This is a genomic window from Achromobacter sp. T5-5, from assembly GCF_055397965.1.
Genome location: NZ_AP027919.1, coordinates 3,354,176 through 3,376,725, shown reverse-complemented (window position 1 = coordinate 3,376,725; position 22,550 = coordinate 3,354,176). Strand labels below are relative to the sequence as shown.

Below are 22,550 nucleotides of genomic sequence, written 5' to 3'. Positions count from 1 at the left end.
TCCGGTGTTGCGGTTCAAGGGGTGTCGTAATGGGGGGAATCAGGCGGCGGACAGCACCGCCGCCAGTTGGTCGCAGGCCCAGTCGACTTCGTCGCGGGTGACGACCAGGGGCGGGGATAGCCGCAGCGTGTGGCCGTGCGTGTCCTTGACCAGCAAGCCCCGCGCCTGCAGGCGTTCGCACCACAGGCGGGCGCCGCCCGCGTCCGGCTCCAGTTCGACGGCCAGCATCAGGCCGCGTCCGCGCACTTCGCGCACGGGGCCGGGCAGGTCGCGCAGCCGCGCCAGGAAATGGGCGCCGACCGTCGCCGCGTTGTCGATCATGCCTTCCTCGGTCAGCACGCGCAGCGCGGCGCGCGCGATGGCGCAGGCCAGCGGATTGCCGCCGAAGGTGCTGCCGTGCTGGCCGGGCTGGAACACGCCCAGCACGTCGGCGTTGGACAGGACGGCGGACACGGGATAAAAGCCGCCCGACAATGCCTTGCCGATGAGCGTGACGTCGGCCTCGATGCCCTCGTGTTCCTCGGCCAGCAGCTTGCCCGTGCGGCCCAGGCCGGTCTGGATTTCATCGAGGATCAGGGTGATGCCTTTTTCCGTGCAGCGCTGCCGCACACGGGCGAAGTAGCCGGGCGGCGGCAGCACGACGCCGGCTTCGCCCTGGATCGGCTCGACCAGGAAGGCCACCGTGCGGTCGGTGATGGCGGCGTCGAAGGCGTCGAAATCGCCAAAGGGCACGATCTTGAAGCCTGGCGCGAAGGGGCCGTAGTGACCATAGGCGTCGGGGTCGGTCGAAAACCCGACGATGCCCAGCGTGCGCCCGTGGAAGTTGTTGGCGCAGACGATTATTTCGGCCTGGCCCTCGGGCACCCCGCGCACCTCGTAGCCCCATTTGCGCACGGCCTTGATGGCGGTTTCCACGGCCTCCGCGCCGCTGTTCATGGGCAGGATCTTGTGGGCGCCGGTCAGGCGCGCCAGGTCCTCGTAGAAGCCCGCCATCTGGTCATGGCGGAACGCGCGGGAGGTCAGCGTGAGCTTGCCCGCCTGTTCCACCATCGCGGCCAGGATGCGCGGATGGCAGTGGCCCTGGTTGACCGCGGAATAGGCGGCCAGGCAGTCCAGGTACTTGCGGCCGTCGACGTCATAAACCCACACGCCGCTTGCCCGCGAAAGTACGACGTCCAGCGGGTGGTAGTTGTGCGCGCCCAGCTGGTCTTCGATATGGTCCCGGCGGCTGGCGGCGGACTGCGCGCCGGTCTGAGGGGGCATTACCGCACTCATGAGCGTCTCCCGAAGGCGTTCGGCGGCCAAGTCTGGCCATGGATGGCGGCCCGGTCTTTGCAGCCATCTTAGCGCCACCGGCGTGGCTTGGCATTGCCATTGCATGACCAAGGCTTTTCCGGAGGCGGCGGGCGGGGTGCTGCACAATAGCGCCTGTGCCGGACCGTCGTCCGGCGTTCCGAATCTGTGGATGGCCGACATGCTTTTGCACCAATTGCTTGAGAAACTGACGCGCGGGGCCATCGTGGCCGCCCTGGGATTGGCCATGGTCGCGCCTGCGGCGGCGCAGGAACAGCCGCTGCGCATCGGCGTCATCGCCAGCGTCGCCAATGAAGCCACCGAACTGGCCATCGCGCAGGCAAAAAAGGAAGGGCTGGACGTCAAGCTGGTGGAGTTCAACGACTGGGTGCTGCCCAACATTGCCGTGGCCGACGGCTCGGTGGATGCCAATTTCTTCCAGCACGCGCCATTTCTCGAACTCTTCAATCAGCGGCGCGGCGCCAACCTGCAGCCCATCGCGTATGGCTATTCGACCACCATCGGACTGTTTTCCAAGAAATTGAAGAAGGGCGATCCGGTGCCCGAGGGCGCGACGATCGCGGTGCCCAACGACCCGGTCAACACCGGCCGCGCCTTGCTGCTGCTCCAAACGATGGGGCTCATCACGCTCAAGCCGGGCGTGGCGCACCAGGCCACCCTGCAGGACGTGGTGGCCAACCCGAAGCGGCTCAAGTTCGTGCAGATCGAAGGGTCGCAATCGGCCCGCACCTTCGATGACGTGACGGCCTCGGTGACCTACACGACGTTTGCCAAGCAGGCGGGCCTGAACGAAAAGGACGGCCTGGCCTTCGACAATACCGATCCGGACAGCATCCGCCGATACGCCATCCGCTGGGTCGCCAAGCCGGAAAAGGCGCAGGATCCGCGCCTGCTGAAGTTCATCGCCATCTATCAGAACTCGCCCGAGGTGAAGGCCACGCTCAAGCGGCTCTACGGGGATCTGATTTCCTTTCCTTGGTGAGCGGACAAGCGGAATAAGCGGAATAAGCGGTATACGGAATGATTGGGCAAACGGAATAAAATCCGGGTTTGCACCGATTAACCCTTATTCCATCAAAGGGCGGCCTGCGTCGCAGGCCGAACCTGATTCCCATGTCTGACCTCGATGACCGCGACCGGAAACTCTTGACGCTGCTGGCCCACGACGCCACGCCCAGCTATGCGGAACTGGGCAAGCAGCTCAACCTGTCGGCGCCCGCGGTGCACGAGCGGGTCAAGCGGCTCAAGCGCGACGGCCTGATCAAGGGCATTACCGCCAAGCTGGACGGCGCGAAGATGGGCCGGCCCTTGCTGGCGTTCGTGCACGTGGACACCATCAACTGGACCATCACGCAGCAGGTGCTGGGCCTGGCCGAGCTGAACGAGGTCGAGGAAATCCACACCATCACCGGCAAGAGCGCCATGCTGCTCAAGGTGCGCGTGCGCGACACGCAGGCCCTGGAGCTGCTGTTGGCGCGCATCCATCAGATCGAAGGCATCTCCAACACCACCAGCGATATCGCCCTGACCAGCTACCTGGAACGCGGTCCGCTGCCCGAGGCGGCCTGAAGGCGGCCCGCGCGACACATCACCGGGCAGGGGCCGCGCGCAGGCGCAGCCGCGTGATTTCCGACGGCGCCCACAGGCGCTTGGGCGGCCCCCAGTAGCCGGTGCCGCGGCTGGTATAGACCCACATCCGCCCCAGCCGGTGCAGCCCGGCCGTGAAAGGCTGCTGGAACCGCACGAAGAATCCCCATGGAAAGAACTGGCCGCCATGCGTATGGCCGGACAACTGGAGGGTGTAGCCCACCGGCTCAGCCGCGGCGGCGCTGCGCGGTTGGTGCGCGAGCAGGATCCGCGGAAACGCGTCGGCCGGGGCGCCCGCCAGCGCCGCCGTGGGATTGCTGCGCTGGTGCGGGTCATAGGCGCCGGCGCTGTAGTCCGTGATGCCGGCCACCACCACAGGCAGGCCCGACGGATGGATCACGGCATGTTCATTGAGCAGCACGCGCAGGCCCAGTCGGCGGAACTCGGCGATCCAGGGGCCGGCGCCGGAATAGTATTCATGGTTGCCGGTGACCAGGTAGACGCCGTGCGGCGCGCGCAGATCACCCAGGGGACGCGCCTGGGCGGCGAGCTGCTCGACGCTGCCGTCGACCACGTCGCCCGTGATGGCGATCATGTCCGGCAACTGCGCGTTGACCGCATCCACGATGGCCTGGACGTAGCGGCGCTTGATGGTCGGACCGACATGGATGTCGCTGATCTGCACGATGGTGAAGCCGTCCAGGTCTTGCGGCAGTCCCGCGATCGGCACGTCGACGTCGACAACGCGCGCGCGGCGGCGGGCGTTGTAAAAGCCCGCGAGCGTTCCCGCCAGCGCCAGGCCGATGACCGCCCACGCGCTGGCGCCGCGCAGGGCCGTCCAGGGCACGGCCGCGCCGGCCGCCAGGTTGCCCAGCCACAGCAGCAGCATCGCGCCGTCGCGCAGGACGGTCAGTACGAAGAGCGACGAGAACAGCCCCATGGCCAGCAGGCCCACCCAGGCAATGCGGTCGCCCCAGGGCGGATGGACCGACGAGCGCGCCAGCATGCCCATCGGGATGAGCACGCACGACAGCACGAGCGCCAGGATGGCGGCGGCGGCGCCTTGGCCGCCAAGCTGCAGGTCCGGAATCAGGCGGGCGCCCACATACACATGGGCCAGGGCGCCCAGGGTCAGAAAGCGCAGGAAAAATGAGGATTGGCGCAGGGACACGGAAGGAGGCGGTCGCGCCGGAGCGGGCGCGCGGGTAACGGAGGAACCGCCATTCTATGCCCCGCGGGCCGCCGGGCACACCGGGGCGCCGCGCCTGCGCCCGCCGCCGCGCCTTCAGGCGGGAAGCTCGCCTTCCCGGCAGATGAGGCTGGCGTCCATTTCGCTCAGGCGGTTGATGCCCAGCATGGCCATGTTGCGGTCGACCTCGGCGCGCAACAGACCGATGGCGTGCGCCACGCCTTGCTGGCCGCCCACCGCCGCCGCGTAGTTGAACGGGCGTCCCACGAACACGCAGCGCGCGCCCAGGGCCAGCGCCTTGAGCACATCGCCGCCGCGCCGGACCCCGCTGTCCATCATGACCGTCATCGCGCCGGCCTGCGCAACCACCCCGGGCAGCACGCGCAGCGGCGAGATCGCGCCGTCGAGCTGGCGCGCGCCGTGGTTGGACACGATGATCCCGTCCGCGCCATGCTGGCGCGCCAGCGCCGCGTCGCGCGGATGCAGGATGCCCTTGATGACCAGGGCGCCGGGCCAGGCGCGGCGGATGCGCGCCACGTGCTCCCAGTTCAGGTGGTCGCGCGCGGTGAAGTCGCGCAGCACCGACGCGGACACGATGGGCGCGCCGCGCGTGGCGAAAGAGTTCTCGAAGTGCGGCATGCCATGCGCCAGCAGCGTGCGCAGAAAGGTGCCCGCGAGCCAGCGCGGCCGCGCCAGGCCGTCCAGCGCAAGGCGCAGGCTGGGCTTGAGCGGCGTGGAAAAGCCGGTGCGCACGTTGTTTTCGCGGTTGGCCGACACGGGGATGTCCACGGTCAGCACCAGGGTCTCGTAGCTGGCGCGGCGGGCGCGGTCGATCAGCGCGTCGATCTTGGCGGGATCGCCCGGCAGGTACGCCTGGAACCAGGTGCCCGGGGCCTCATCGATGACGGCTTCAAGGGGGATCAGCGACGTGCCGCTCAGGATGGCGGGCACGTTCTCTTCACGGGCCGTGCGCGCCAGCACGATGTCGCCGCGATAGGCCGACAGCGCACTGATGCCCATGGGCGCAATGCCGAAGGGCGATGCGTACGTGCGGCCGAACAGTTCGGTCTGCTGCGTGCGGCGCGACACATCGACCAGGACGCGCGGCGTGAACGCGATCTGCGCGAACGCCGCGCGGTTGCCGGCGAGGGATTGGTTGTCTTCCGCCGCCCCGGCGATGTAGCCGAAGATCGGGCGCGGCAGGCGCCGTCTGGCGGCGGCCTCGAAGTCGTCCAGGGACAGGATGCGGCCGAGCGCGCGGGGCAGAGGGCGGGCCGCGGCGCGGGCGGGGGCGGGCAGGGCGGTGGTAGACATGGCGGGCCGGTAAAAGTCCGTAATCTAGCAACCCGGATTCATCGCATAAAGCGAATAAATATCGAATTGCATGTTCGCTCCAGGCGAAGGAGCGTGCGTCGTGGCGGCCAAGCGCGGCCGCCAGCGCGCCGGTCAGCCCTGGACGGGCAGCGCCAGCAGTTCACCCATGCGCACGGGGCCCCGCACCGACGGCGTGTCGGCCCAGCGGACCTTGTCGGGTCCGAACAGCACGATGGCCGTGGAGCCGAGCTTGAAGCGGCCCATTTCGGCGCCTTTTTCAAGATGGATGGGCGCGCGCGCCGCGGGGTCGTAGCGGACGGACCGGATGCGGCGCTTGTGCGGCGTCACCAGGCCGGCCCACACGGTTTCGATCGAGGCCACGATCATCGCGCCCACCAGCACCACCGCCATCGGACCGTGTTCCGTGTCGAAGATGCAGACCACGCGTTCATTGCGCGCGAACAACCGCGGCACGTTGCGCGCCGTCAGCGGGTTGACCGAGAACAGGCGGCCGGGCACGTGGATCATCTCGCGCAGCGTGCCGGCGGCGGGCATGTGGACGCGGTGATAGTCCTTGGGCGAAAGATAGATGGTGGCGAACTGGCCGCCCTGGAACGGCGCGGCGCGTTCGGCATCGCCGCCCAGCAGGTCCACGAGGCCATAGTTGTGGCCCTTGGCCTGGAAGATGCGGCCCTGTTCGATCGCGCCCATCTGGCTGATGGCGCCATCGGCGGGACAGACCACCGAGCCGGGCTCGTCGTCCAGCGGACGCGCGCCGTCTTTCAGCGCGCGCGTGAAGAAATCATTGAAGCAGTCATAGGCCAATGGGTCTTCTTGCAGGGCCTCGCTCATGTTCACGCCGTACTTGCGGACAAAGCGCGAGATCATCCAGTTCTTCACCGCGGGTTCGCGGCAGTCCGACGCGTATCCGAAAAAGCGCGACACCAGGTGGTGCGGAGCGAGATACTGGCTGGCAAGAAATAGTTGGTCTTTGATAGGCATCGATGGCGCTAAAAAACGCGTCCCGCATACAGCGGGACGTGGTTGAAGGTGCCGCGCGGGCCCAGGTTGAGGCTGGATGCAGGCAATTCGGCGCGATTGTAACGCGTCCGGGCGCGCGGCGGCGTGCTTGGTGCCGCGTGGAGCGCTCAGGCCGCCTTGGCTGCCAGCTTGGTCTTGTAGAGCCAGTCCTTGTAGTCGTCCAGGTCGCCGTCGAACGGACTGACCTTGCCGTCGGCCACGATGATGAACTGGTCGGTGGTGGCCCGCAGCAGGTGGCGGTCGTGCGACACCAGCACCAGCGTGCCCTCGAACTGCGCCAGCGCCGTGGTCAGGGCCTCGCGCGTTTCCAGGTCCAGGTGATTGGTGGGCTCGTCCAGCAGCAGCAGGTTGGGGCGCTGCCACACGATGAGGGCCAGCGCCAGGCGCGCCTTTTCACCACCGGAGAACGGCGCGATCGAACTGGTCGCCATGTTGCCGTTGAAGTTGAAGCTGCCCAGGAAGTTGCGCAGCTCCTGTTCGCGCACGGTGGGCGCGGCCTTCGTCATGTGCCACAGGGGCGATTCGTCATGGCGCAGCATCTCGACCTGATGCTGGGCGAAGTAGCCGATGGACAGGCCCTTGTTGAATTGCGTTTCGCCGGCCAGCGAATCGAGTTCGCCGGCGATGGTCTTGATGAAGGTCGACTTGCCCGCGCCGTTGATCCCCAGCAGGCCGATCCGCTGGCCCGCCTGCAGCGAAAAATTGATGCCCGACACGATGATCTTGTCGGATACGTCTTGGGTGGCCTCGTCCTCGATGCGATAGCCGGCGCTGACCTTGTCCATCGTCAGCAGGGGATTGGGCGCGCGCAGCGGCTCGCGGAATTCGAACGAGAACTCGGCGGCCGCGCGTAGCGGCGCCACTTCTTCCATGCGGGCCAGGGCCTTGATGCGGCTCTGCGCCTGGCGGGCCTTGCTGGCCTGCGCCTTGAAGCGGTCGATGAAGGATTGCAGGTGCGAGCGCTGGCGCATCTGCTTTTCGATCATGCCCTGCGCCAATTCCAGTTGGGCCGCGCGCTGACGTTCAAAGGACGAATAGTTGCCCGAGTAGCGCTTGAGCTTGCGTTCGTCGATATGCACGATCACGTTGACGACGCCGTCCAGGAAGTCGCGGTCATGCGAGATGACGATGAGCGTGCCCGGGTAGCGCTTGAGCCAGTCCTCCAGCCAGATGATCGCGTCCAGATCCAGGTGGTTGGTGGGCTCGTCGAGCAGCAGCAGGTCGGACGGGCACATCAGCGCCTGCGCCAGGTTCAGGCGCATGCGCCAGCCCCCGGAAAAGCTGGTAAGCGGCAGGTGCATCTGTGCTTGCGAGAAGCCCAGGCCGGTCAGCAGCTGTTCGGCGCGGGAGTGGACCGTGTAGGCGTCCGCGTCGGCCAGGGCGGCGTAGATGTCGCCCATGCGCAGGCCGTTCTCGGCGCTTTCGGGTTCGGCTTCGAGCGCCGCGAGTTCGGCCTCCAGCTTGCGCAGCGTGACGTCGCCGTCGATGGCGTATTCGATGGCGGGCCGGTCCAGCGCGGGCGTTTCCTGCGCCACGTGAGCCACGCGCCAGCTCGCGGGATAGTCCAGGTCGCCCTGGTCCGCGTGCAGCGTGCCGCGCAGCAGGCCGAAGAGGCTCGATTTGCCGGCGCCGTTGGCGCCGATCAGGCCGATCTTGTCGCCGGGGTTCAGAAGCAGGTCGACCTTGTCGAGCAAGGGCTTGACGCCGCGCATGAGTGAAACTTGTTGGAAGCGGATCATGGGTGTTGGGCTGGATGGCGCGGCAGGCGCGCGGCAAGGCTCCCGCCACAAGGCGCGGCCAAAAAGAGGGAACCGGGGCGGGTTCGCGCATGCGCAAAAGCGGGCGCGGGGCGCGAAAGGCGGAAGCGGACGGGAACGAGCCTTATCCGATTGCGGACGACATTGTAGCGGGCCGGCGCGGACCGGGTTATTTCGTCTCGATCGCCGCAGCCAGCGCCAGCAGGCGCTCGGCCTCCCGCGCATGCAGGTTCTCGACCAGGGCGCCGTCCACGACCGCCACGCCCTTGCCCGCAGCCTGGGCCGCTTTCCAGGCGTCCAGGCGCTTGCGCGCACCGTCGAGTTCCTCGCGTGTCGGCGCAAAGGCGGCGTTGGCCGCCGCGATCTGGCGCGGATGGATCAGGGTCTTGCCGTCAAAGCCCTGGTCGCGTCCCTGCCGGCAGGCATCCTGCAGGCCCGCGTCATCGTTCAGGTCCAGGTGCACGCCGTCCAGGACCGCGAGGCCGTGCGCGCGCGCCGCCATCACCGCCAGCGAGCGCGCCAGCAGCGTCTCGTGGCGCGCGGGCGTGTGGCGGGCGTGCAGGTCCTTCACCAGGTCCGAGGTGCCGACGACGATGGCGGCCAGGCGCGCATGGCCGCCGGCGATGGCGTCCAGGCGCAGAAAACCCATCGGGGTCTCGGCCATGGCCCACAGCGGCAGGTCCGCCGGCGCACCCGCGGCATCCAGCGCCTCGCCCAGCGCGGCAAGCTGCGCCGCCGATTCGACCTTGGGCAGCAGCACGGCATCGGCGCCGGCTTGCGCGATGGCGCGCACGTCGTCCGGCCCCCACGGGGTGTCCAGGGCATTGACGCGCACGATGCACTCGCGCCGTCCGAAACCGCCCTCGCGCAAGGCCGACGCCACCTGCGCGCGTGCCAGTTCCTTGGCGTCGGGCGCCACGGCGTCCTCCAGGTCCAGGATCAGCGCGTCCGCATCGAGCGTGCGCGCCTTGTCGAGCGCCCGCGCATTGGCGCCGGGCATGTAGAGAACGGAACGGCGGGGGCGGAGGGTGGCGTTCATGGTTGCGGTCTCAGCGGTTGGGGAGGCTGCCGACGATGGTGACGGGCGAGGTGCAGACGTAGCCCACGCCATACACGGTGCGGATGCCGATGTCCTCGCCGGTGTGTGCGCGCAGCTTGCGGCGCAGCCGGTGCATGTGGGCGTCCAGCCGGTGCGTGTCGTAGGCCTGCGCGCTGGCGCCCAGGGCTTCGACGAGGCGTGCGCGGGTCAGCGGCAGGGGCGCCGCCTGGATCAGCGCGCCGATCAGGCGGCTTTCGGCGTCGGTGATGTCGACGCTGACCTGGCCGGGCGATGTCAGGGTGCGGCGCGCCGGGTCGAAGCGCCACGCGCCGGACTGCGTATCGTCGAGGTTGGCGGCGGGCACCACGCGCAGGCGGCGCGACAGCGCGACCAGCGTGGCGCCCAGTTCGGCCAGGTTGACGGGCTTGGTCAGGTAATGGTCGGCGCCCAGGCTCAGCCCGGACACCTTGTCTTCGCTCAGGAGCCGTCCCGTCAGCATGACGATGCCCATGGACGGGTAGGTGGTGCGCAGGTGGGAGACGCGCGCAAGCCCGTCGCCATCCGGCAGCATGGCGTCCAGCACGAGGATGGCGGGCGTGACGGTGAGCAGGAGGTCGTCCAGCTCGGCCAGCGAGCCGGCCGTGAGGATGGCCTTGTCCAGGCCCAGGTCCTGGATGTATTCGGCGATGGAGTCGCGCCAGTCCCCGTGGTCGTCGACGACGATGATCGTCACGGCGCGGCGCGCTCTCGCGCTCCTTGTGCGAACAGGTGTGTTCTGGTCATGCTGCGGTTTCTTAGAGGGGGCGGGCTCGCGCGGCGCGCGGACCCCGGGAGCAATACGGCGTTCGGTCTGATGTACCTGCGTTCTTGCGCGGAGAATATCATCCCGGCCGTTGCGGCGGCGCGGCATCGAACGGGGACGCCATCCGGATGGTGTAAAAAAAGGGGCTGGTCAATATTTGAGCAGGCCGTTTCGTGTCGCCCGAAAGGCCATCAGCCGTGCGTTTGGGTTTTTCTTATCCACAAATTCTGTGGATAAGAAAAAACCGCCCGGATACCGTCCGATCTACGCGGGAAGTAGTTCGACCGGCACGCCCTCAGGCACTTTGCGCATCCGTTCGCGTTCAATCCGGGGCGGCGCAAAGCGCGTCTTGCGCGCCGCAGCATTCTGCAGCAGGACCGACAGCACCGAGCCCTTGTCCTGGATCCAGTGGGTCTTGCCGCGCAGCAGCTTCATGGCGTTCTCGGGCGTGCCCAACCGATACGACATGGCGTTGATCTCGGTCGAGGACTTGCCGTTGAACACGGACGGGTCCAGCTCGGTGATGGCCGCCGCATCGAGATTGCTGCTTTCGTGATCGATGCGGTAGACATACTTGAAGCCGTGATGCGGGTCCTGCACGACGATGAGTTTCTCCGAGCCGGAGATATCGGACAGCATGCCGAGCACCAGCGACTCGACCATCTGGTTGCCGCGCTGTTCTTCGGTGTAGATGAAAATGCTGTGGCGCACGCGGGCGGATTGAGCCGGCGCGGCCGGCACGAGGCGAGAACGTTCCATACCTGACGGGAAAATTGCGGGAAGGGCGCGGGGCCCTGGAGGATGCGGAACGAACGTGTCGCTCGGTTCCGACTTGAACACCACGCGCATGATACCAATTGTTTCAAGAGCGTGCTGTAACAGCAGCAATGCCGCCGCGGGGCTGACGCCGGTCAGCGCTGATGATCTGGCCCGACCTTTGCAGGACGATGACAAGCGGCGAGCCAGGACCTGCCGCCGGCGCGCCGCCCGCGCCAGGCGGCGTGGCGGTGCACCGGCGTATCGGCGGACCGGCGTATCGACGTATCGGCGTACCCGTCAGGCGACCGCGGTGAGCTTCTGCCGGCGCTGGCGCACGGCCTGCGCCAGCGCGGCGAGCACCGGTTCGGTCTGGGCCCAGCCCAGGCAGGCGTCGGTGATGGACACCCCATGGCGCAGCGGCTGGCCGGGCTTGAGGTCCTGGCGGCCTTCTTCCAGATGGCTTTCGATCATGACGCCCGTGATGCGGCTGTCGCCCTGGGAGATCTGGGCCGCGATGTCGTTGGCCACGTCGATCTGGCGCAGGTGCGACTTGTTGGAGTTGGCGTGCGAGCAGTCGATCATGACCTGCTCGCGCTGGCCCGCGGCGCGCAGCGCGGTGCAACAGGCGTCGACGCTGGCCGCGTCGTAGTTCGGCCCTTGCTTGCCGCCGCGCAGGATCACGTGGGTGTCCTGGTTGCCGCGGGTCTCGAAGATGGCGGCCATGCCCATCTTGGTCATGCCCATGAACGCGTGCTTGGCGCTGGCCGCGACCATGGCGTCGGCCGCGATCTGGACGCCGCCATCGGTGCCGTTCTTGAAGCCCAGGGGGCAGCTCAGGCCCGAGCTGAGCTGGCGATGGCTGGGGCTTTCGGTGGTGCGTGCGCCGATGGCGCCCCAGGCGATCAGGTCGGCGATGTATTGCGGGCTGAGCAGATCCAGGAATTCGGTGGCGATGGGCAGGCCCAGGCCGCTGATGTCCAGCAGCAGCTCGCGCGCGCGGCGCAGCCCTTCGTTGATGCGGAAGCTGCCGTCCAGACGCGGATCGTTGATATAACCCTTCCAGCCGACGGTGGTGCGGGGCTTTTCGAAGTACACGCGCATGACGATCAGCAGGTCGTCCTTGTGCGCGTCGGCGGCGGCGCGCAAGTGGCGCGCATATTCCATGGCCTGCGCATGGTCGTGGATGGAGCAGGGGCCCACCACCAGCACCAGGCGGTCGTCGCGGCCGTGCAGCACGTCGGCGATGGCGGCGCGGCTTTGCTCGACGAGCGTCTGGATCTCGGTCGAGACGGGCAGTTCGTCTTGCAGCAGGGCCGGTGAAATCAACGGACGCACCGCGCTGATGCGGGTGTCGTCGGTGCGCGTGTTGTCCTGGGTGGCGTCGGCCGCGCCGACCTCGCGGTCGTGCAGGGGGTCGTCAATGCGGGTCAAGGGAAGCTCCGTGCCGTAGATGCGGGAAAGTCCGCCATTATCGCACCCGCGGACGGTGGAGGCGGATGGGCTGGGGCGGATGCGGGGTTGGCGGGGACAGGCACCAAGGAACGTGACCGGACGGCGGATGCGCGGGCGCCTACGACTATCGGCGACGGGCTGAATTAACCCGTTATCGATAAAGACACGCTTTGCGCGGATGCCTTAGCATTGACCCGTGCTCCCAAGGGGCCGGGCTCACCGGCTTGCGGCAGGCGCAGGCTGGGGCCGATCGAGGCTTCTTTCCGTGTGTAAAGGTTCCAGGACGGTCAGCAATGCCCAAACCCGATGCCGGAGCGTCCCGACGGTTTCTTCTCGTGGAAGACCACCCCGTCGAACGCGCCTATCTGCAGAACATGCTGCTGGCGTTGGGCTACCGCCGCGTGGCGGGCTTGGGAAGCAGCATCGAAGCCGTGGGCGCGATGACGCGCCAATACTATGACGTCCTGATCAGCGACATCGTGATGGGCGAGGGCGATGGCACGCGCCTGCCCAATGACCTGCGCCGGCTGGTGGACGCGGGACGACTGAAGAGCATGCCGCCGATCATCTGGATCAGCAGCCTCAGCGACGAACTCCTGCAATCCCATGTGCGGCTGGCCCTGCAGGCGGGCTGCCCGTCGGCGCAGGCGCTGGCCAAGCCCGTGTCGCGCGCGGCCATGCAGCAGGCCATCAAGAACGCCCTGCACAGCATCGACGACGAATCGGCGTCCCCGCACAAACCCAAGTCGGTGCGGCGCGAGGTGATGGAAGCCGCGCTGAGCCAGGCGCTGGCGACCGGCAAAGGCATGCACGTGGTGCTGCAGCCGCAGATCAGCCTGTCCACCGGGCGCGTGGTCGCGGCCGAGGCGCTGTCGCGCTGGGTCCACCCCAAGCTGGGCGCCATCCCCGCGGCCGATTTCGTGCCGGCCGCGCACCGGCTGGGCATGGACCGGATGCTGTTCAGCCGCGTGGCGGACCGGGTGATCGAGGTGCTGCGGCGGATGCAGGACGAGGACATCGCGGTGCCGATCGCCATCAATGCCTCCGCGTCCACGCTGTGCTCGCGCGAGCTGCCCGGCCTGCTGGAGCAGAAAGTCGGGCAGGCCGGCCTGCCGGCCCGGCTGATCAAGGTCGAGCTTACGGAAGACGAGCCCGTGACCGATTGGCTGGCGCTCTCGTCCACGCTGAATCTGTTGCGCGTGCGCGGCTTTGAACTGGCGATGGATGACTTCGGCGCCGGCATTGCCTCGATGCGGCTGTTTTCGGCCATGCCATTCAATGAGCTGAAGATCGACCGGGACTTCATCGTCCACATGCACCGCGAGGCCGCGTCGCGCGCGGTCGTCGCGGCCGCGATCGAAATGGGGCGGGTGCTTGGGCGTCGCGTGGTGGCCGAAGGCGTCGAGCAGGAGCGCGACGTGCAACTGCTGCGCGAACTGGGGTGCGACGTCGCGCAGGGCTACGGGATTTCGGTGCCGCTGGAACCCGACGAGTTCATCGAATTCTGCCGGTCGCATTGAGCGGGCCGTGCGCGGGCATTTTTGCCTGGGCAGTTTGATTCACGTCAAAAATCGGGTGGGTTGGCAGGAAAGGCGTTCGTTGGCGAAACTACGATTGTTGGCCGGTAGCCTTGCCTGCTTGGCAGGGTTCGTGGCGTTCAATGGGGGCGATGCCGATGCCGATCCAAAGACTTCTCACCTTGGTCCTCGTGGTTTCCATGCTGGCCTGGACGACCGCCTTCTGGATGCAACCGCCCGCCACACTCAACGTGTGGGTGTGGCGGGACCAACTGATTCTGCTGACGGGCCTGACCGCTTATGCGGTCATGGCGCTGATCATGCTGCTCTCCGTGAGGCCGATGTGGCTCGAGCGCCGCTTGGGCGGGCTGGACAAGATGTACCGGCTGCATAAGTGGTGCGGCATTCTGGCGACCGGACTGGCGGCGGCGCACTACCTGATCAAGCTCGGCAAGCCGCTGTTGCTGGCGTTCGTGGACCCCGTGCCCAAGACGCCCCGCGCGGCCGCCATGCTCGACGTGTTCCGGGGCTCGGCCAAGGACGTGGGCGAATGGGCCATCTGGATCCTCGTGGCGATGGTGCTGCTGACGTTGTGGCGCAGGTTTCCGTACCACGTGTGGCGGCAGGTGCATCGCATCGCGGCGGTCATTTTCCTCGTGGCGGCGTTTCACGGCGTCGTCCTGACGCCCGCGGCTTGGTGGGGGCAGCCTGCGGGGTGGCTGGTGGGGATTGCGACCGGCGTGGGCATGGTGTGCGCGCTGATGGCGCTGACGGGCCGCGTCGGCCAGGCGCGCCGGCACCGGGCGACGGTGCTGGATGTGCAGCACCTGTCGGATGACATCCTGAGAGTGACCTGTCGGGTGGAGGGAGATTGGCACCATCGCGCGGGCCAGTTCGCCTTCCTGACCACGGATCGCCGGGAAGGCGCGCATCCGTTCACGGTGTCGGGCGCCGACGATGGCACCGGCAGGGTGCAGTTTTCCATCAAGGCGCTCGGCGATTACACGCGCCGCCTGCAAACCAGCCTGGCGGCGGGACAGCCCGTGACAGTCGAGGGTCCCTATGGCTGTTTCGATTACCGCCGGGGCGATGACCGGCCCCAGATCTGGGTCGGGGCGGGCATTGGCGTCACCCCGTTCATTTCCTGGCTCGAAGCCTTGCAGGCGGCGCCGGACAGCGCGCCGCAGACCACGCTCTACTACTGCGCCCGCAACGCCGCCGATGCGCCATTCGCGGACCGGCTGCGGGCGCTGTGCGCGCGGGTGCCCAAGGTGACGCTGAACGTGCGCTACAGCGACGAGCAGCGCCCCTTGCGCGCGGCGGAACTGGCGCGCGAGCGGCCGGACGGCGCACCCTGGCCCAGCGTCTGGTTCTGCGGTCCCACCGGTTTTGCCGACGCGCTGAAAGACGGCCTGCACCGGCGCGGCATGCCGGTGCGCCAGCTATTCCACCAGGAAGCGTTCCAGATGCGCTAGCCGGTTCACAGGCCGGACACGTCGATGTCGCCCGGGTAATCCACCGAGAACTTGAACACCGTCTCGCGCGACTTGCCCGGTTCGAGCGTCCAGTCCCAGGCCACCTTGCCGTCTTCTTCGCGCTTGATGTCGCGGTCGGCGGGCGATAGCAGCTTGACCACGATCTTCTCGTTGCGCGAGACCGGCAGGCGGTCCTTGAAGGACACCTGTTCCTGGGTGGTCTTGTTGTTCTTGACCGTGATCTTGTATTCGTAGGTGACGCGCTTGCCGCTGCCCGAGAAGCCGGTGCTTTCGGTGTAGCGGTTCACGAGCTGCCGCTTGATCGAAATGCCGTCGTCGGCGCCCAGCGCCAGTTCCAGTTTTTCGCCGGGCATCACGGCCTTCATGGCGCCCGAGGCGACGAAGGCATCGTCCAGGAAGGTATTGAGGGGACCCGCGAGGAACGGGAACGCCGTGGTGTTGCTGGCCTGCGCCGTCAGGTACGCGGCCTCGCGCAGGGCCGGCGTGGACTGGTACTGCAAGGTGGCGGGCAGCCTGGCGCTGGCGATGGCGACGCGCTGCGCCGTGTTGTCGGACGGCAGCGTGGCCGGATTCTTGATCTGGAAGGATGCGCTGGTCGCGGCGTTCTGGACCTGGGCGGTGGCGACGTCGATCGCCTCGGGCGCCGGTTCGGCCGCCATCTGCGCGTCCGCCATGGCGCGGGCGCGGGGCGCGCGCTTGGCCTGCATCTCCGGCTGCATCTCCGCCTGAACCGCGGCGGGAGCCGGCGCGGGAGCGGGCATGGGCGGCGGCGGGGCGGCCACGTCGATGATCCACGGCCGCAGCGTGGGCGCGCCACCGCCCAGCGACGGCCGCGCGGTGGACAGGGTCAGCGTCACGTTGTTCCAGTCCTCGCCCGTGTTCTGGCGGATGACGCCGAAGTAGCCCAGGTCCACGTGGCGATCGGCCGGGCGCAGCCGCGCATCGTAGGACGGCGTCCAGCGCGCGCCCGCGACCGCATAGGACAACGCAAGGTCCAGCTTGCCGCTTCGGGCCATGTCGACCCGCAGGACGACCGTCTTGCTGCGCCGGCCCGCCGCCCCGCGCACCTGGCCGAGCTGGGCTTGCAGGGCGGCCAGTTCACGTTCCAGCGCAGCCCGCTTTTCGGCCACGCCGCGCAGGCCCGCCAGCGTCGTGCCCAGCGTCTCGGCGCTGAGCGCCTGGATCGCCTTGAGTTCGTCCAGGGTGAGGCGGGCGCCATCCTTGGCCGGTTCGGTCGCCCCGCGCTGCATCATCAGGATGAGTTCGCGCTGGTTGTCCAGCACGGCCGCTTCGTCGTCCAGCGCCGCCTGCCGGGCCTCCAGTTTCTCGATCTGGGCTTCCAACTGACGGACGCGTTCGCTGGCGGCGTCCGCCTGGTAGGCGTCCCGGACCTTCACGTCCAGCAGCGTGGCCTGGCCGGTGCTGCGGGCCGATACCTGCAGGGAGTTGTCCTGCAGCGTCGCCGGCAGGTTTTCCAGCACGAGTTCATGTTCGCCCGCGGCGAGGTCGCTGCTGGCGGCGCGGGTGACGACCGCGCGGTCCTGATAGACGGTGACCGCGCCGATGGCGGAGGGCAGCGCGGCGGCGCCGCCGAGGCCGGGGAGGGTTGCGAAAGCCAGGGCCAGGAGGGTACGTCTCACGGGAGCACCTTGGAAAAGTGGGGGGCGGGAGCGTCCCCACGGGGACGCATTGCGGCAAGCGCGTGAGTCTATCGCCGGCCCCGTCCGGCCGGTTTACAGAAAATGACAAACGCGACAGGGCGATACCGCAACTTGCGGGGGGATGGGGCGCGGTTCAGGCGGATTCCGGATGCGCCAGACGCCGCAGCATTTGGACGGCGTTCTCCGCGGCGGCCGAGCGGTCGTGGCGGCGGTAGGCCATGTCGAGCAGCGCGTGCGGCGCGTCGCCCTTGATCGGGCGGTACTCGATGCCCTGCGCGCCCATGTGGCGCATGGCGGCGGGCACGATGGAGATGCCCACGCCCGCCGCCACCAGGCTCACGATCGACGCCATCTGCGGCGCCTCCTGGATGACGCGCGGCGCAAAGCCCGCACGCTGGCAGGCGGACTGGATGGCGTCATACAGCCCGGCGCCGATGGGACGGGGATACAGCACGAAGTCTTCCGCGGCCAGCGCCGCGATCGGGATGGCGCGCTTGCGGCTGAGCGCGTGGTCGGGGGGCAGGGCGATCAGCATGGGCTCGTCCAGGACGCGTTCGGACTCGAACTCGGCGTCCAGCACGTAGGGCGGCCGCACGAAGGCGACATCCACCTCGCCCGCGCGCAGGCCGCGCAGCAGCGTCAGGGTATTGCTTTCGGTGAGGGTGATGCGCACGTCGGGATAGCGGTCGCGGAAGGCGCGGATCGCGCGCGGCAGGTAAGGATGGAACACCGCCGACGCGGTAAAGCCCACGGTGATGGCGCCCCGTTCGCCGCGACCCAGCCGCCGCGCGAGGTCCACGGCGCGGTCGGCGCTGGCCAGGATGGCGCGCGCGTCTTCCAGGAACTGCGCCCCGGCCTCGGTCAGCGCGATGCCGCGCGGCAGGCGCAGGAACAGCGCCGTGCCGATCTCGCGTTCCAACTGCTGGATCTGCTGGCTCAGCGGGGGCTGGCCGATCCCCAGGCGGGCGGCGGCGCGCGTGAAGTGCAGTTCCTCTGCGACGGCGGTGAAGTATCTCAGGTGGCGCAGTTCCATCGTTTCAACAGTCCATCGTTTTTAAATATGCACAGGTGCAGTTTCATATATTGGACATATGCAGGGCAAGAGTCTACCTTGTCGTTACGGGCTTGCTGCCCGTTGTCATTCGAGAATCCTGATGTCTACCCCTTCCTCAAGTCCCGCAACCGAACGCGACGCCGCGCCGTCGACGTATCTGGCGCGCGGCACGCCCGGACTGCGCCGCGCCCAGTGGGCCTTGTTCGCCGCCGGCTTTTCCACCTTTTCCCTGCTGTATTGCGTGCAGCCGCTGATGCCGATCTACACCCGGGCGTTCAACGTCTCGGCGGCCCAAAGCAGCCTGGTGCTGTCGCTGTGCACGGGCCTGCTGGCCATCGCGATATTTTTTGTGGGCCTGTTTTCGGCAGCCCTGCCGCGCAAGCGCGTCATGGCGCTGTCGCTCTTCGCCTCGGCCATCCTGGGCACCATCGCCGCCGTCGCGCCCGACTGGCACAGCCTGCTTGCGTTGCGGGCGCTGCAGGGCGTGGCAATGGGCGGGGTGCCCGCCGTGGCCATGGCTTACCTGGCCGAAGAGGTCGAGCCCGGCACGCTGGGTTTCGCGATGGGCCTGTACATCAGCGGCAGCGCATTCGGCGGCCTGTCGGGCCGCGTCATCACCGGACTGGTGTCCGACCACTACGGCTGGCGCGCGGCCATGGGCACGCTCGGATTGCTGGGCATCGTCGCGGCCATGCTTTTTGTGTGGCTCCTGCCGGCATCGCGCCGTTTCACGCCGCGGCGCGGGCAGGGATGGGCGGGCGTGTGGGGCGACGTGCGGGCCGGCGCGGGCGCGCATTTGAAGAACGGGCCGTTGTGCGGACTGTTCGCCATGGGCGGGCTCCTGATGGGCGCCTTTGTGGCGGTCTATAACTACGTGGGCTTTCGTCTCCTGCTGCCGCCGTTCTCGCTCAGCCAGACCTTTATCGGCTTCATCTTTGTCGTCTATCTGGTCGGCATTTTCGCATCGACGTTTTTCGGCCGGCTGGCCGACCGCCACGGACGCGGCGCGATGCTGTCGGCGGCCACAGGCCTGGCCCTGGCGGGTCTGTTGCTGACGCTGTCGGATTACCTGCCGCTGCTGATCGCGGGCATCGTGGTGTTCACGTTCGGCTTTTTCGCCGCCCATGCGGTCGCGAGCGGCTGGGTCGGGCAGATGGCGCGCGGCTTCAAGGCGCTGGCGGCCTCGTTGTACCTGCTGGTCTATTACGTGGGGTCCAGCGTGCTGGGGGCGCTGGGCGGACATTTCTGGACCGCCGCCGGCTGGGATGGCGTGGCGGCGATGGCGGGCGGGTTGCTGGCGGTGGCGCTGTCCATCAGCGCCGGGCTGGCCTGGCGCACCGGCCGGCGGCACGCGGCCGCCGGCGTCGCCGGTCCGGCCTGACGTTACAGAGGTTTCGCCAAGTAGGTCCCTATCGCGTACAGTCTGATCTGCGATAGGGGGAACCATGTTGACCAAGCAAGACCGCGTGTCCCTCCCCTGGACCGACACGCTTGCTCGTCTGGAAGATGAACGCATCATGCTGGAGCGCATCGCCGCTGGCGTACCGCTGCGGCAGGTGCTTGAACACGTGCTGCACGCCGTCGAGGCGCAGTCCAGCGTGAAACTGCGCACGGCCATCGCGCTGGCGGACGACCCGGGGATGGTGCTGCGGCATGGCGCCGCGCCCAGCCTGCCCGACGCTTTCAATGCCGCGGTGGACGGGGTGCCGGTCGGCCCGCTGGCGGGATCGTGGGGGGCGGCCGCGCACGCCGGCAACCCGGTGTACGTCGATGACATCGCCACCGATCCGCGGTGGGCGACGTGGCGCGATCTTGCGCTGGCCCATGGCCTGCGCGCCTGCTGGTCCACGCCGATCAAGTCGCCGGACGGGCGGCTGCTTGGCGTCTTCTCGAACTACTACGAAGAATGCCGCCAGCCGTCCGCCCAGGACATCGACGCGATCGCGCTCGTCACGCGCAGCGCCGCGCTGGCGATCGAACGGCATCGGATGGATCTTGCGCTCCGGCACAGCGGCGAACGGTGGCGGGCGATGTTCGACGGCATGCAGGAAGCGTTTTTCCTGGCCGAGGCATTGCGCGACGACGCGGGCCGCGTCACCGACTTCCGCTTCCTGGAGGTCAATCCGGCCTTCGAACGCCAAAGCGGCATGCAGGAAGGCGACACGCTGGGCCATACGCTGCGCGAGATGATTCCCGGGGTTCCCAGCCAGATTCTGGACACCTTCGCGCAGGTGGTTGAAACGGGTGACCCCATCCAGTTCGAGTTTGCCGTGCCCGCGCCCAAGGATGCCTGGTACGAAGCGCGGGCCCGCAAGGTCGACGCCGACCGGATCATGGCGCTGTTCCTCGATGTGACCGCGCGCAAGGCCGCCGAGTCTGAGCTCTGGGAAGGGCAGCACCGCAAGAATTTCCTGCTGGCGTTGGGCGACCGGATGCGCGAGCTGCATCTGCAGGCGGCCATCGAGCAGACGGCGTGCGAGGCCTTGGGCCAGCACCTGTCGCTGGGCCTGGTCGCCGTGCTGGACTGGGCCGGCGAAGGCGCGGCGCCGGTGGTGTCCACGTGCTGGCGGTCCGACGCCGACCTGGCGCGGCAGGACGCGTTGGCGCCCGGGCAATTGGGCGACGAGTTCTACGAGGCGGTGCGCCAAGGGCGCACCACCTATCTGCAACCGCTGCTGGCCCAGGAAGGGGGCGAGATCCGTCCGTCGGCCATCGTGGTGCCGATGCGCCGCTGGGCGCGGCAAGGCGGCGCGCTGGTCGTGCGGCCTTTGTCCAGCAGCCGGCTCAAGCCGGGCGACCTGGCCTTCATCGAAGAAGTGGCCGAACGCATGTGCGACGCGGTCGAGCGCTCGCAGTATTCGCGCATGCTGGAACAACGGGTGGAGCATGCCATCGCCGAGCGCGACCGCATCTGGCGCCTGTCGCCGGAATTGCTGGCCGTCATCGACACGAAGGGGCGCTTTGTCAGCGTCAACCCGGCCGTGCTGCCCATCCTGGGCTGGAGCCCCGACCAGTTCCTGTCCATGGGACTGACCGAGCTGATCCATCCGGACGACCTGGACGCGACGCGCGCGGCCTGGTCGCTGGCCGACCGGCCCCCGGGCGCGCAGTCCGTGCGGCATCTGGAAAACCGCGTGCGCAAGCGCGCGGGCGGCTACAGCTGGATCACGTGGAGCATGTCGTGGTCGCAGGACAGCCTTTATCTGGCGGGCCGCGACGATTCGGACCTGAAGGCGCAGGCCGAGGCGCTGGCCGAGACCGAGAATGCGCTGCGCCAGGCGCAGAAAATGGAGGCGGTCGGCCGCCTGACGGGCGGGATCGCGCACGATTTCAACAACATGCTCCAGGGCATCACCGGCGCCCTGTACCTCATCCAGCGCAAGCTGGCCGCGGGGGTGCCGGAACAGGCGCAGCGTTTCATCACCGTGGCCATGGACTCGGCCAATCGCGCCGCCCATCTTACGCAGCGCCTGCTCACGTTTTCGCGGCGCCAGCCGATCGACCCCAAGCCGTTCAGCGTCGAGGCCGCGCTGCACTCCATGACGGATCTGTTCCATCGCTATACCGGCGAGCGCGTCAGCCTGGTCTTCGACCTGGAGCCGGGCCTTTGGCCGGTCAACTGCGACAAGAACCAGTTCGAGAACGCCATGCTCAACCTGGTCATCAATGCCTGCGATGCGATGCCCAATGGCGGCGTGCTGACCGTGGCCGCCGCCAACGCGCACCTGGATGACTCGTCATCGCGCCAGCGTACGGGGATCGGCCCCGGGGCGTTTGTCGAAGTGTCGGTCTCGGACGTGGGCTGCGGCATGTCGCCCGACGTGCTGGCGCATGCCTTCGACCCCTTCTACACGACCAAGCCGCTGGGCGAGGGCACGGGGCTGGGCCTGTCGATGACCTACGGGTTCGCGAAGCAGGCAGGCGGCAGCGCGCTCCTGGAAAGCGCGGAGGGCGTCGGAACGTCGGTTCGGCTGTACCTGCCTCGCCATCAGGGCGAGCCCGAACTGCCGGCCGAGGCGCCGTCCGCGACCGGCGCGCAGGCGGCTTCGCCCGGCCAGGCGTTCGTCATCGTCGTGGAGGACGACACGAACGTGCGCGAGATGGTTCGGGAGTCGCTGGTCGACATGGGCCTGCATGTGCTGACCGCGGCCGACGGCGAGGCGGGGCTGGAACTGGTCACGTCGACGCGCAACCTGAGCCTGCTGGTGACGGACGTGGGCTTGCCCAACCTGAACGGCCGTCAATTGGCCGACGCCGCCCGCGTGGCGCATCCAGGCCTGCGCGTGCTGCTCATGACGGGGTACGCGGAAAGCGCGGCCAGCACGCGCGGTTTCCTGGAAGAGGGCATGGAGCTCATCGTCAAGCCGTTCTCGCTGGATGCGCTGGGCGAGCGGGTTCAACGCATGCTGGAGGCGAGCGCCGGGCCGCAACGGGCGGCCTAGGGGTCAAGTGTTGCAAAGGCAGGTAAAAAATGCCCTGCCTCGCGAACTACTGCGCGGGGCGGGCGGCAGGCAAAGGCGGGCACGGGGCTTGCGACTAGGAGGATGCAATTCAACCTAGGAGGTCTG

At 68.1% G+C, this 22,550-nt stretch carries 17 protein-coding genes; 6 read left to right on the top strand and 11 right to left on the bottom strand.

Annotated elements, in window-relative coordinates:
* Window positions 1-39: 39 nt before the first annotated feature.
* Window positions 40-1,263 (bottom strand): ornithine--oxo-acid transaminase, encoded by a 1,224-nt coding sequence (gene rocD, locus ACZ50Q_RS15335; RefSeq protein ID WP_464078869.1) that lies wholly within the window; start codon window positions 1,261-1,263, stop codon window positions 40-42.
* Window positions 1,264-1,540: 277 nt separating this feature from the next.
* Between rocD and ACZ50Q_RS15330 the strand changes: the two genes are divergently transcribed.
* Together ACZ50Q_RS15330 and ACZ50Q_RS15325 are read left to right on the top strand one after the other, a co-directional pair.
* The gene (locus ACZ50Q_RS15330; RefSeq protein WP_076522106.1) at window positions 1,541-2,296 is read left to right on the top strand and encodes a MetQ/NlpA family ABC transporter substrate-binding protein; all 756 of its coding nucleotides are present in this window, start codon (window positions 1,541-1,543) and stop codon (window positions 2,294-2,296) included.
* Window positions 2,297-2,427: 131 nt separating this feature from the next.
* Entirely contained in the window at window positions 2,428-2,883 is a 456-nt protein-coding gene (locus ACZ50Q_RS15325) for an Lrp/AsnC family transcriptional regulator (RefSeq protein WP_076520962.1), read from the top strand.
* 19 nt (window positions 2,884-2,902) lie between these two features.
* Here ACZ50Q_RS15325 and ACZ50Q_RS15320 read toward each other — a convergent pair whose 3' ends face one another.
* The 8 genes from ACZ50Q_RS15320 to ACZ50Q_RS15285 all read right to left on the bottom strand — a co-directional run bounded on the left by ACZ50Q_RS15320 (window position 2,903) and on the right by ACZ50Q_RS15285 (window position 12,233).
* Window positions 2,903-4,072, bottom strand: a complete 1,170-nt coding sequence (locus ACZ50Q_RS15320; protein ID WP_464078868.1) for a metallophosphoesterase — start codon at window positions 4,070-4,072, stop codon at window positions 2,903-2,905.
* Window positions 4,073-4,186: 114 nt separating this feature from the next.
* A complete protein-coding gene (locus tag ACZ50Q_RS15315) occupies window positions 4,187-5,404 on the bottom strand; it encodes an alpha-hydroxy acid oxidase (protein WP_464078867.1) in 1,218 nt (405 codons plus the stop codon).
* Between the two features lie 132 nt (window positions 5,405-5,536).
* Window positions 5,537-6,406 carry an archaetidylserine decarboxylase gene (gene asd / locus ACZ50Q_RS15310; protein WP_464078866.1) on the bottom strand — a complete coding sequence of 290 codons (870 nt, stop codon included), beginning with the start codon at window positions 6,404-6,406 and terminating at the stop codon, window positions 5,537-5,539.
* Between the two features lie 146 nt (window positions 6,407-6,552).
* Window positions 6,553-8,184, bottom strand: coding sequence for an ATP-binding cassette domain-containing protein (locus ACZ50Q_RS15305; protein WP_076520958.1), 1,632 nt, complete (start codon window positions 8,182-8,184; stop codon window positions 6,553-6,555).
* A 187-nt stretch (window positions 8,185-8,371) separates the two neighbouring features.
* Window positions 8,372-9,241 (bottom strand): HpcH/HpaI aldolase/citrate lyase family protein, encoded by an 870-nt coding sequence (locus ACZ50Q_RS15300; RefSeq protein ID WP_464078865.1) that lies wholly within the window; start codon window positions 9,239-9,241, stop codon window positions 8,372-8,374.
* Between the two features lie 10 nt (window positions 9,242-9,251).
* Complete coding sequence (locus ACZ50Q_RS15295) at window positions 9,252-9,974, bottom strand: response regulator transcription factor (RefSeq protein ID WP_464078864.1); 723 nt, start codon at window positions 9,972-9,974, stop codon at window positions 9,252-9,254.
* A gap of 333 nt (window positions 9,975-10,307) precedes the next feature.
* Entirely contained in the window at window positions 10,308-10,802 is a 495-nt protein-coding gene (locus ACZ50Q_RS15290) for a hypothetical protein (RefSeq protein ID WP_092576269.1), read from the bottom strand.
* Window positions 10,803-11,099: 297 nt separating this feature from the next.
* Window positions 11,100-12,233, bottom strand: coding sequence for a 3-deoxy-7-phosphoheptulonate synthase (locus ACZ50Q_RS15285; RefSeq protein WP_464078863.1), 1,134 nt, complete (start codon window positions 12,231-12,233; stop codon window positions 11,100-11,102).
* 314 nt (window positions 12,234-12,547) lie between these two features.
* Between ACZ50Q_RS15285 and ACZ50Q_RS15280 the strand changes: the two genes are divergently transcribed.
* Together ACZ50Q_RS15280 and ACZ50Q_RS15275 are read left to right on the top strand one after the other, a co-directional pair.
* Window positions 12,548-13,774 carry an EAL domain-containing response regulator gene (locus ACZ50Q_RS15280; RefSeq protein WP_092575808.1) on the top strand — a complete coding sequence of 409 codons (1,227 nt, stop codon included), beginning with the start codon at window positions 12,548-12,550 and terminating at the stop codon, window positions 13,772-13,774.
* A 155-nt stretch (window positions 13,775-13,929) separates the two neighbouring features.
* Window positions 13,930-15,246 (top strand): ferredoxin reductase family protein, encoded by a 1,317-nt coding sequence (locus ACZ50Q_RS15275; RefSeq protein ID WP_464078862.1) that lies wholly within the window; start codon window positions 13,930-13,932, stop codon window positions 15,244-15,246.
* A 5-nt stretch (window positions 15,247-15,251) separates the two neighbouring features.
* Here the strand turns inward: ACZ50Q_RS15275 and ACZ50Q_RS15270 are convergent, their stop codons facing one another.
* Together ACZ50Q_RS15270 and ACZ50Q_RS15265 are read right to left on the bottom strand one after the other, a co-directional pair.
* Window positions 15,252-16,907: a mucoidy inhibitor MuiA family protein gene (locus ACZ50Q_RS15270; RefSeq protein ID WP_464078861.1), complete on the bottom strand. Its 1,656-nt coding sequence runs from the start codon at window positions 16,905-16,907 to the stop codon at window positions 15,252-15,254.
* 154 nt (window positions 16,908-17,061) lie between these two features.
* Entirely contained in the window at window positions 17,062-17,961 is a 900-nt protein-coding gene (locus ACZ50Q_RS15265) for a LysR family transcriptional regulator (RefSeq protein ID WP_076520951.1), read from the bottom strand.
* Between the two features lie 121 nt (window positions 17,962-18,082).
* Here ACZ50Q_RS15265 and ACZ50Q_RS15260 point away from each other — a divergent pair, with 121 nt between their 5' ends.
* Both ACZ50Q_RS15260 and ACZ50Q_RS15255 read left to right on the top strand, forming a co-directional pair.
* Complete coding sequence (locus ACZ50Q_RS15260; RefSeq protein ID WP_464078860.1) at window positions 18,083-19,363, top strand: MFS transporter; 1,281 nt, start codon at window positions 18,083-18,085, stop codon at window positions 19,361-19,363.
* A 64-nt stretch (window positions 19,364-19,427) separates the two neighbouring features.
* Window positions 19,428-22,424: a PAS domain S-box protein gene (locus tag ACZ50Q_RS15255; RefSeq protein ID WP_464078859.1), complete on the top strand. Its 2,997-nt coding sequence runs from the start codon at window positions 19,428-19,430 to the stop codon at window positions 22,422-22,424.
* Window positions 22,425-22,550 lie beyond the last annotated feature (126 nt).

Coding starts and splice junctions, on each gene's coding strand:
- rocD (WP_464078869.1), bottom strand. CDS start 1,263: ATGCCCCCTCAGACCGGCGCGCAGTCCGCCGCCAGCCGCCGGGACCAT.
- ACZ50Q_RS15330 (WP_076522106.1), top strand. CDS start 1,541: ATGGTCGCGCCTGCGGCGGCGCAGGAACAGCCGCTGCGCATCGGCGTC.
- ACZ50Q_RS15325 (WP_076520962.1), top strand. CDS start 2,428: ATGTCTGACCTCGATGACCGCGACCGGAAACTCTTGACGCTGCTGGCC.
- ACZ50Q_RS15315 (WP_464078867.1), bottom strand. CDS start 5,404: ATGTCTACCACCGCCCTGCCCGCCCCCGCCCGCGCCGCGGCCCGCCCT.
- asd (WP_464078866.1), bottom strand. CDS start 6,406: ATGCCTATCAAAGACCAACTATTTCTTGCCAGCCAGTATCTCGCTCCG.
- ACZ50Q_RS15305 (WP_076520958.1), bottom strand. CDS start 8,184: ATGATCCGCTTCCAACAAGTTTCACTCATGCGCGGCGTCAAGCCCTTG.
- ACZ50Q_RS15300 (WP_464078865.1), bottom strand. CDS start 9,241: ATGAACGCCACCCTCCGCCCCCGCCGTTCCGTTCTCTACATGCCCGGC.
- ACZ50Q_RS15290 (WP_092576269.1), bottom strand. CDS start 10,802: ATGGAACGTTCTCGCCTCGTGCCGGCCGCGCCGGCTCAATCCGCCCGC.
- ACZ50Q_RS15280 (WP_092575808.1), top strand. CDS start 12,548: ATGCCCAAACCCGATGCCGGAGCGTCCCGACGGTTTCTTCTCGTGGAA.
- ACZ50Q_RS15275 (WP_464078862.1), top strand. CDS start 13,930: ATGCCGATCCAAAGACTTCTCACCTTGGTCCTCGTGGTTTCCATGCTG.
- ACZ50Q_RS15265 (WP_076520951.1), bottom strand. CDS start 17,961: ATGGAACTGCGCCACCTGAGATACTTCACCGCCGTCGCAGAGGAACTG.
- ACZ50Q_RS15260 (WP_464078860.1), top strand. CDS start 18,083: ATGTCTACCCCTTCCTCAAGTCCCGCAACCGAACGCGACGCCGCGCCG.
- ACZ50Q_RS15255 (WP_464078859.1), top strand. CDS start 19,428: ATGTTGACCAAGCAAGACCGCGTGTCCCTCCCCTGGACCGACACGCTT.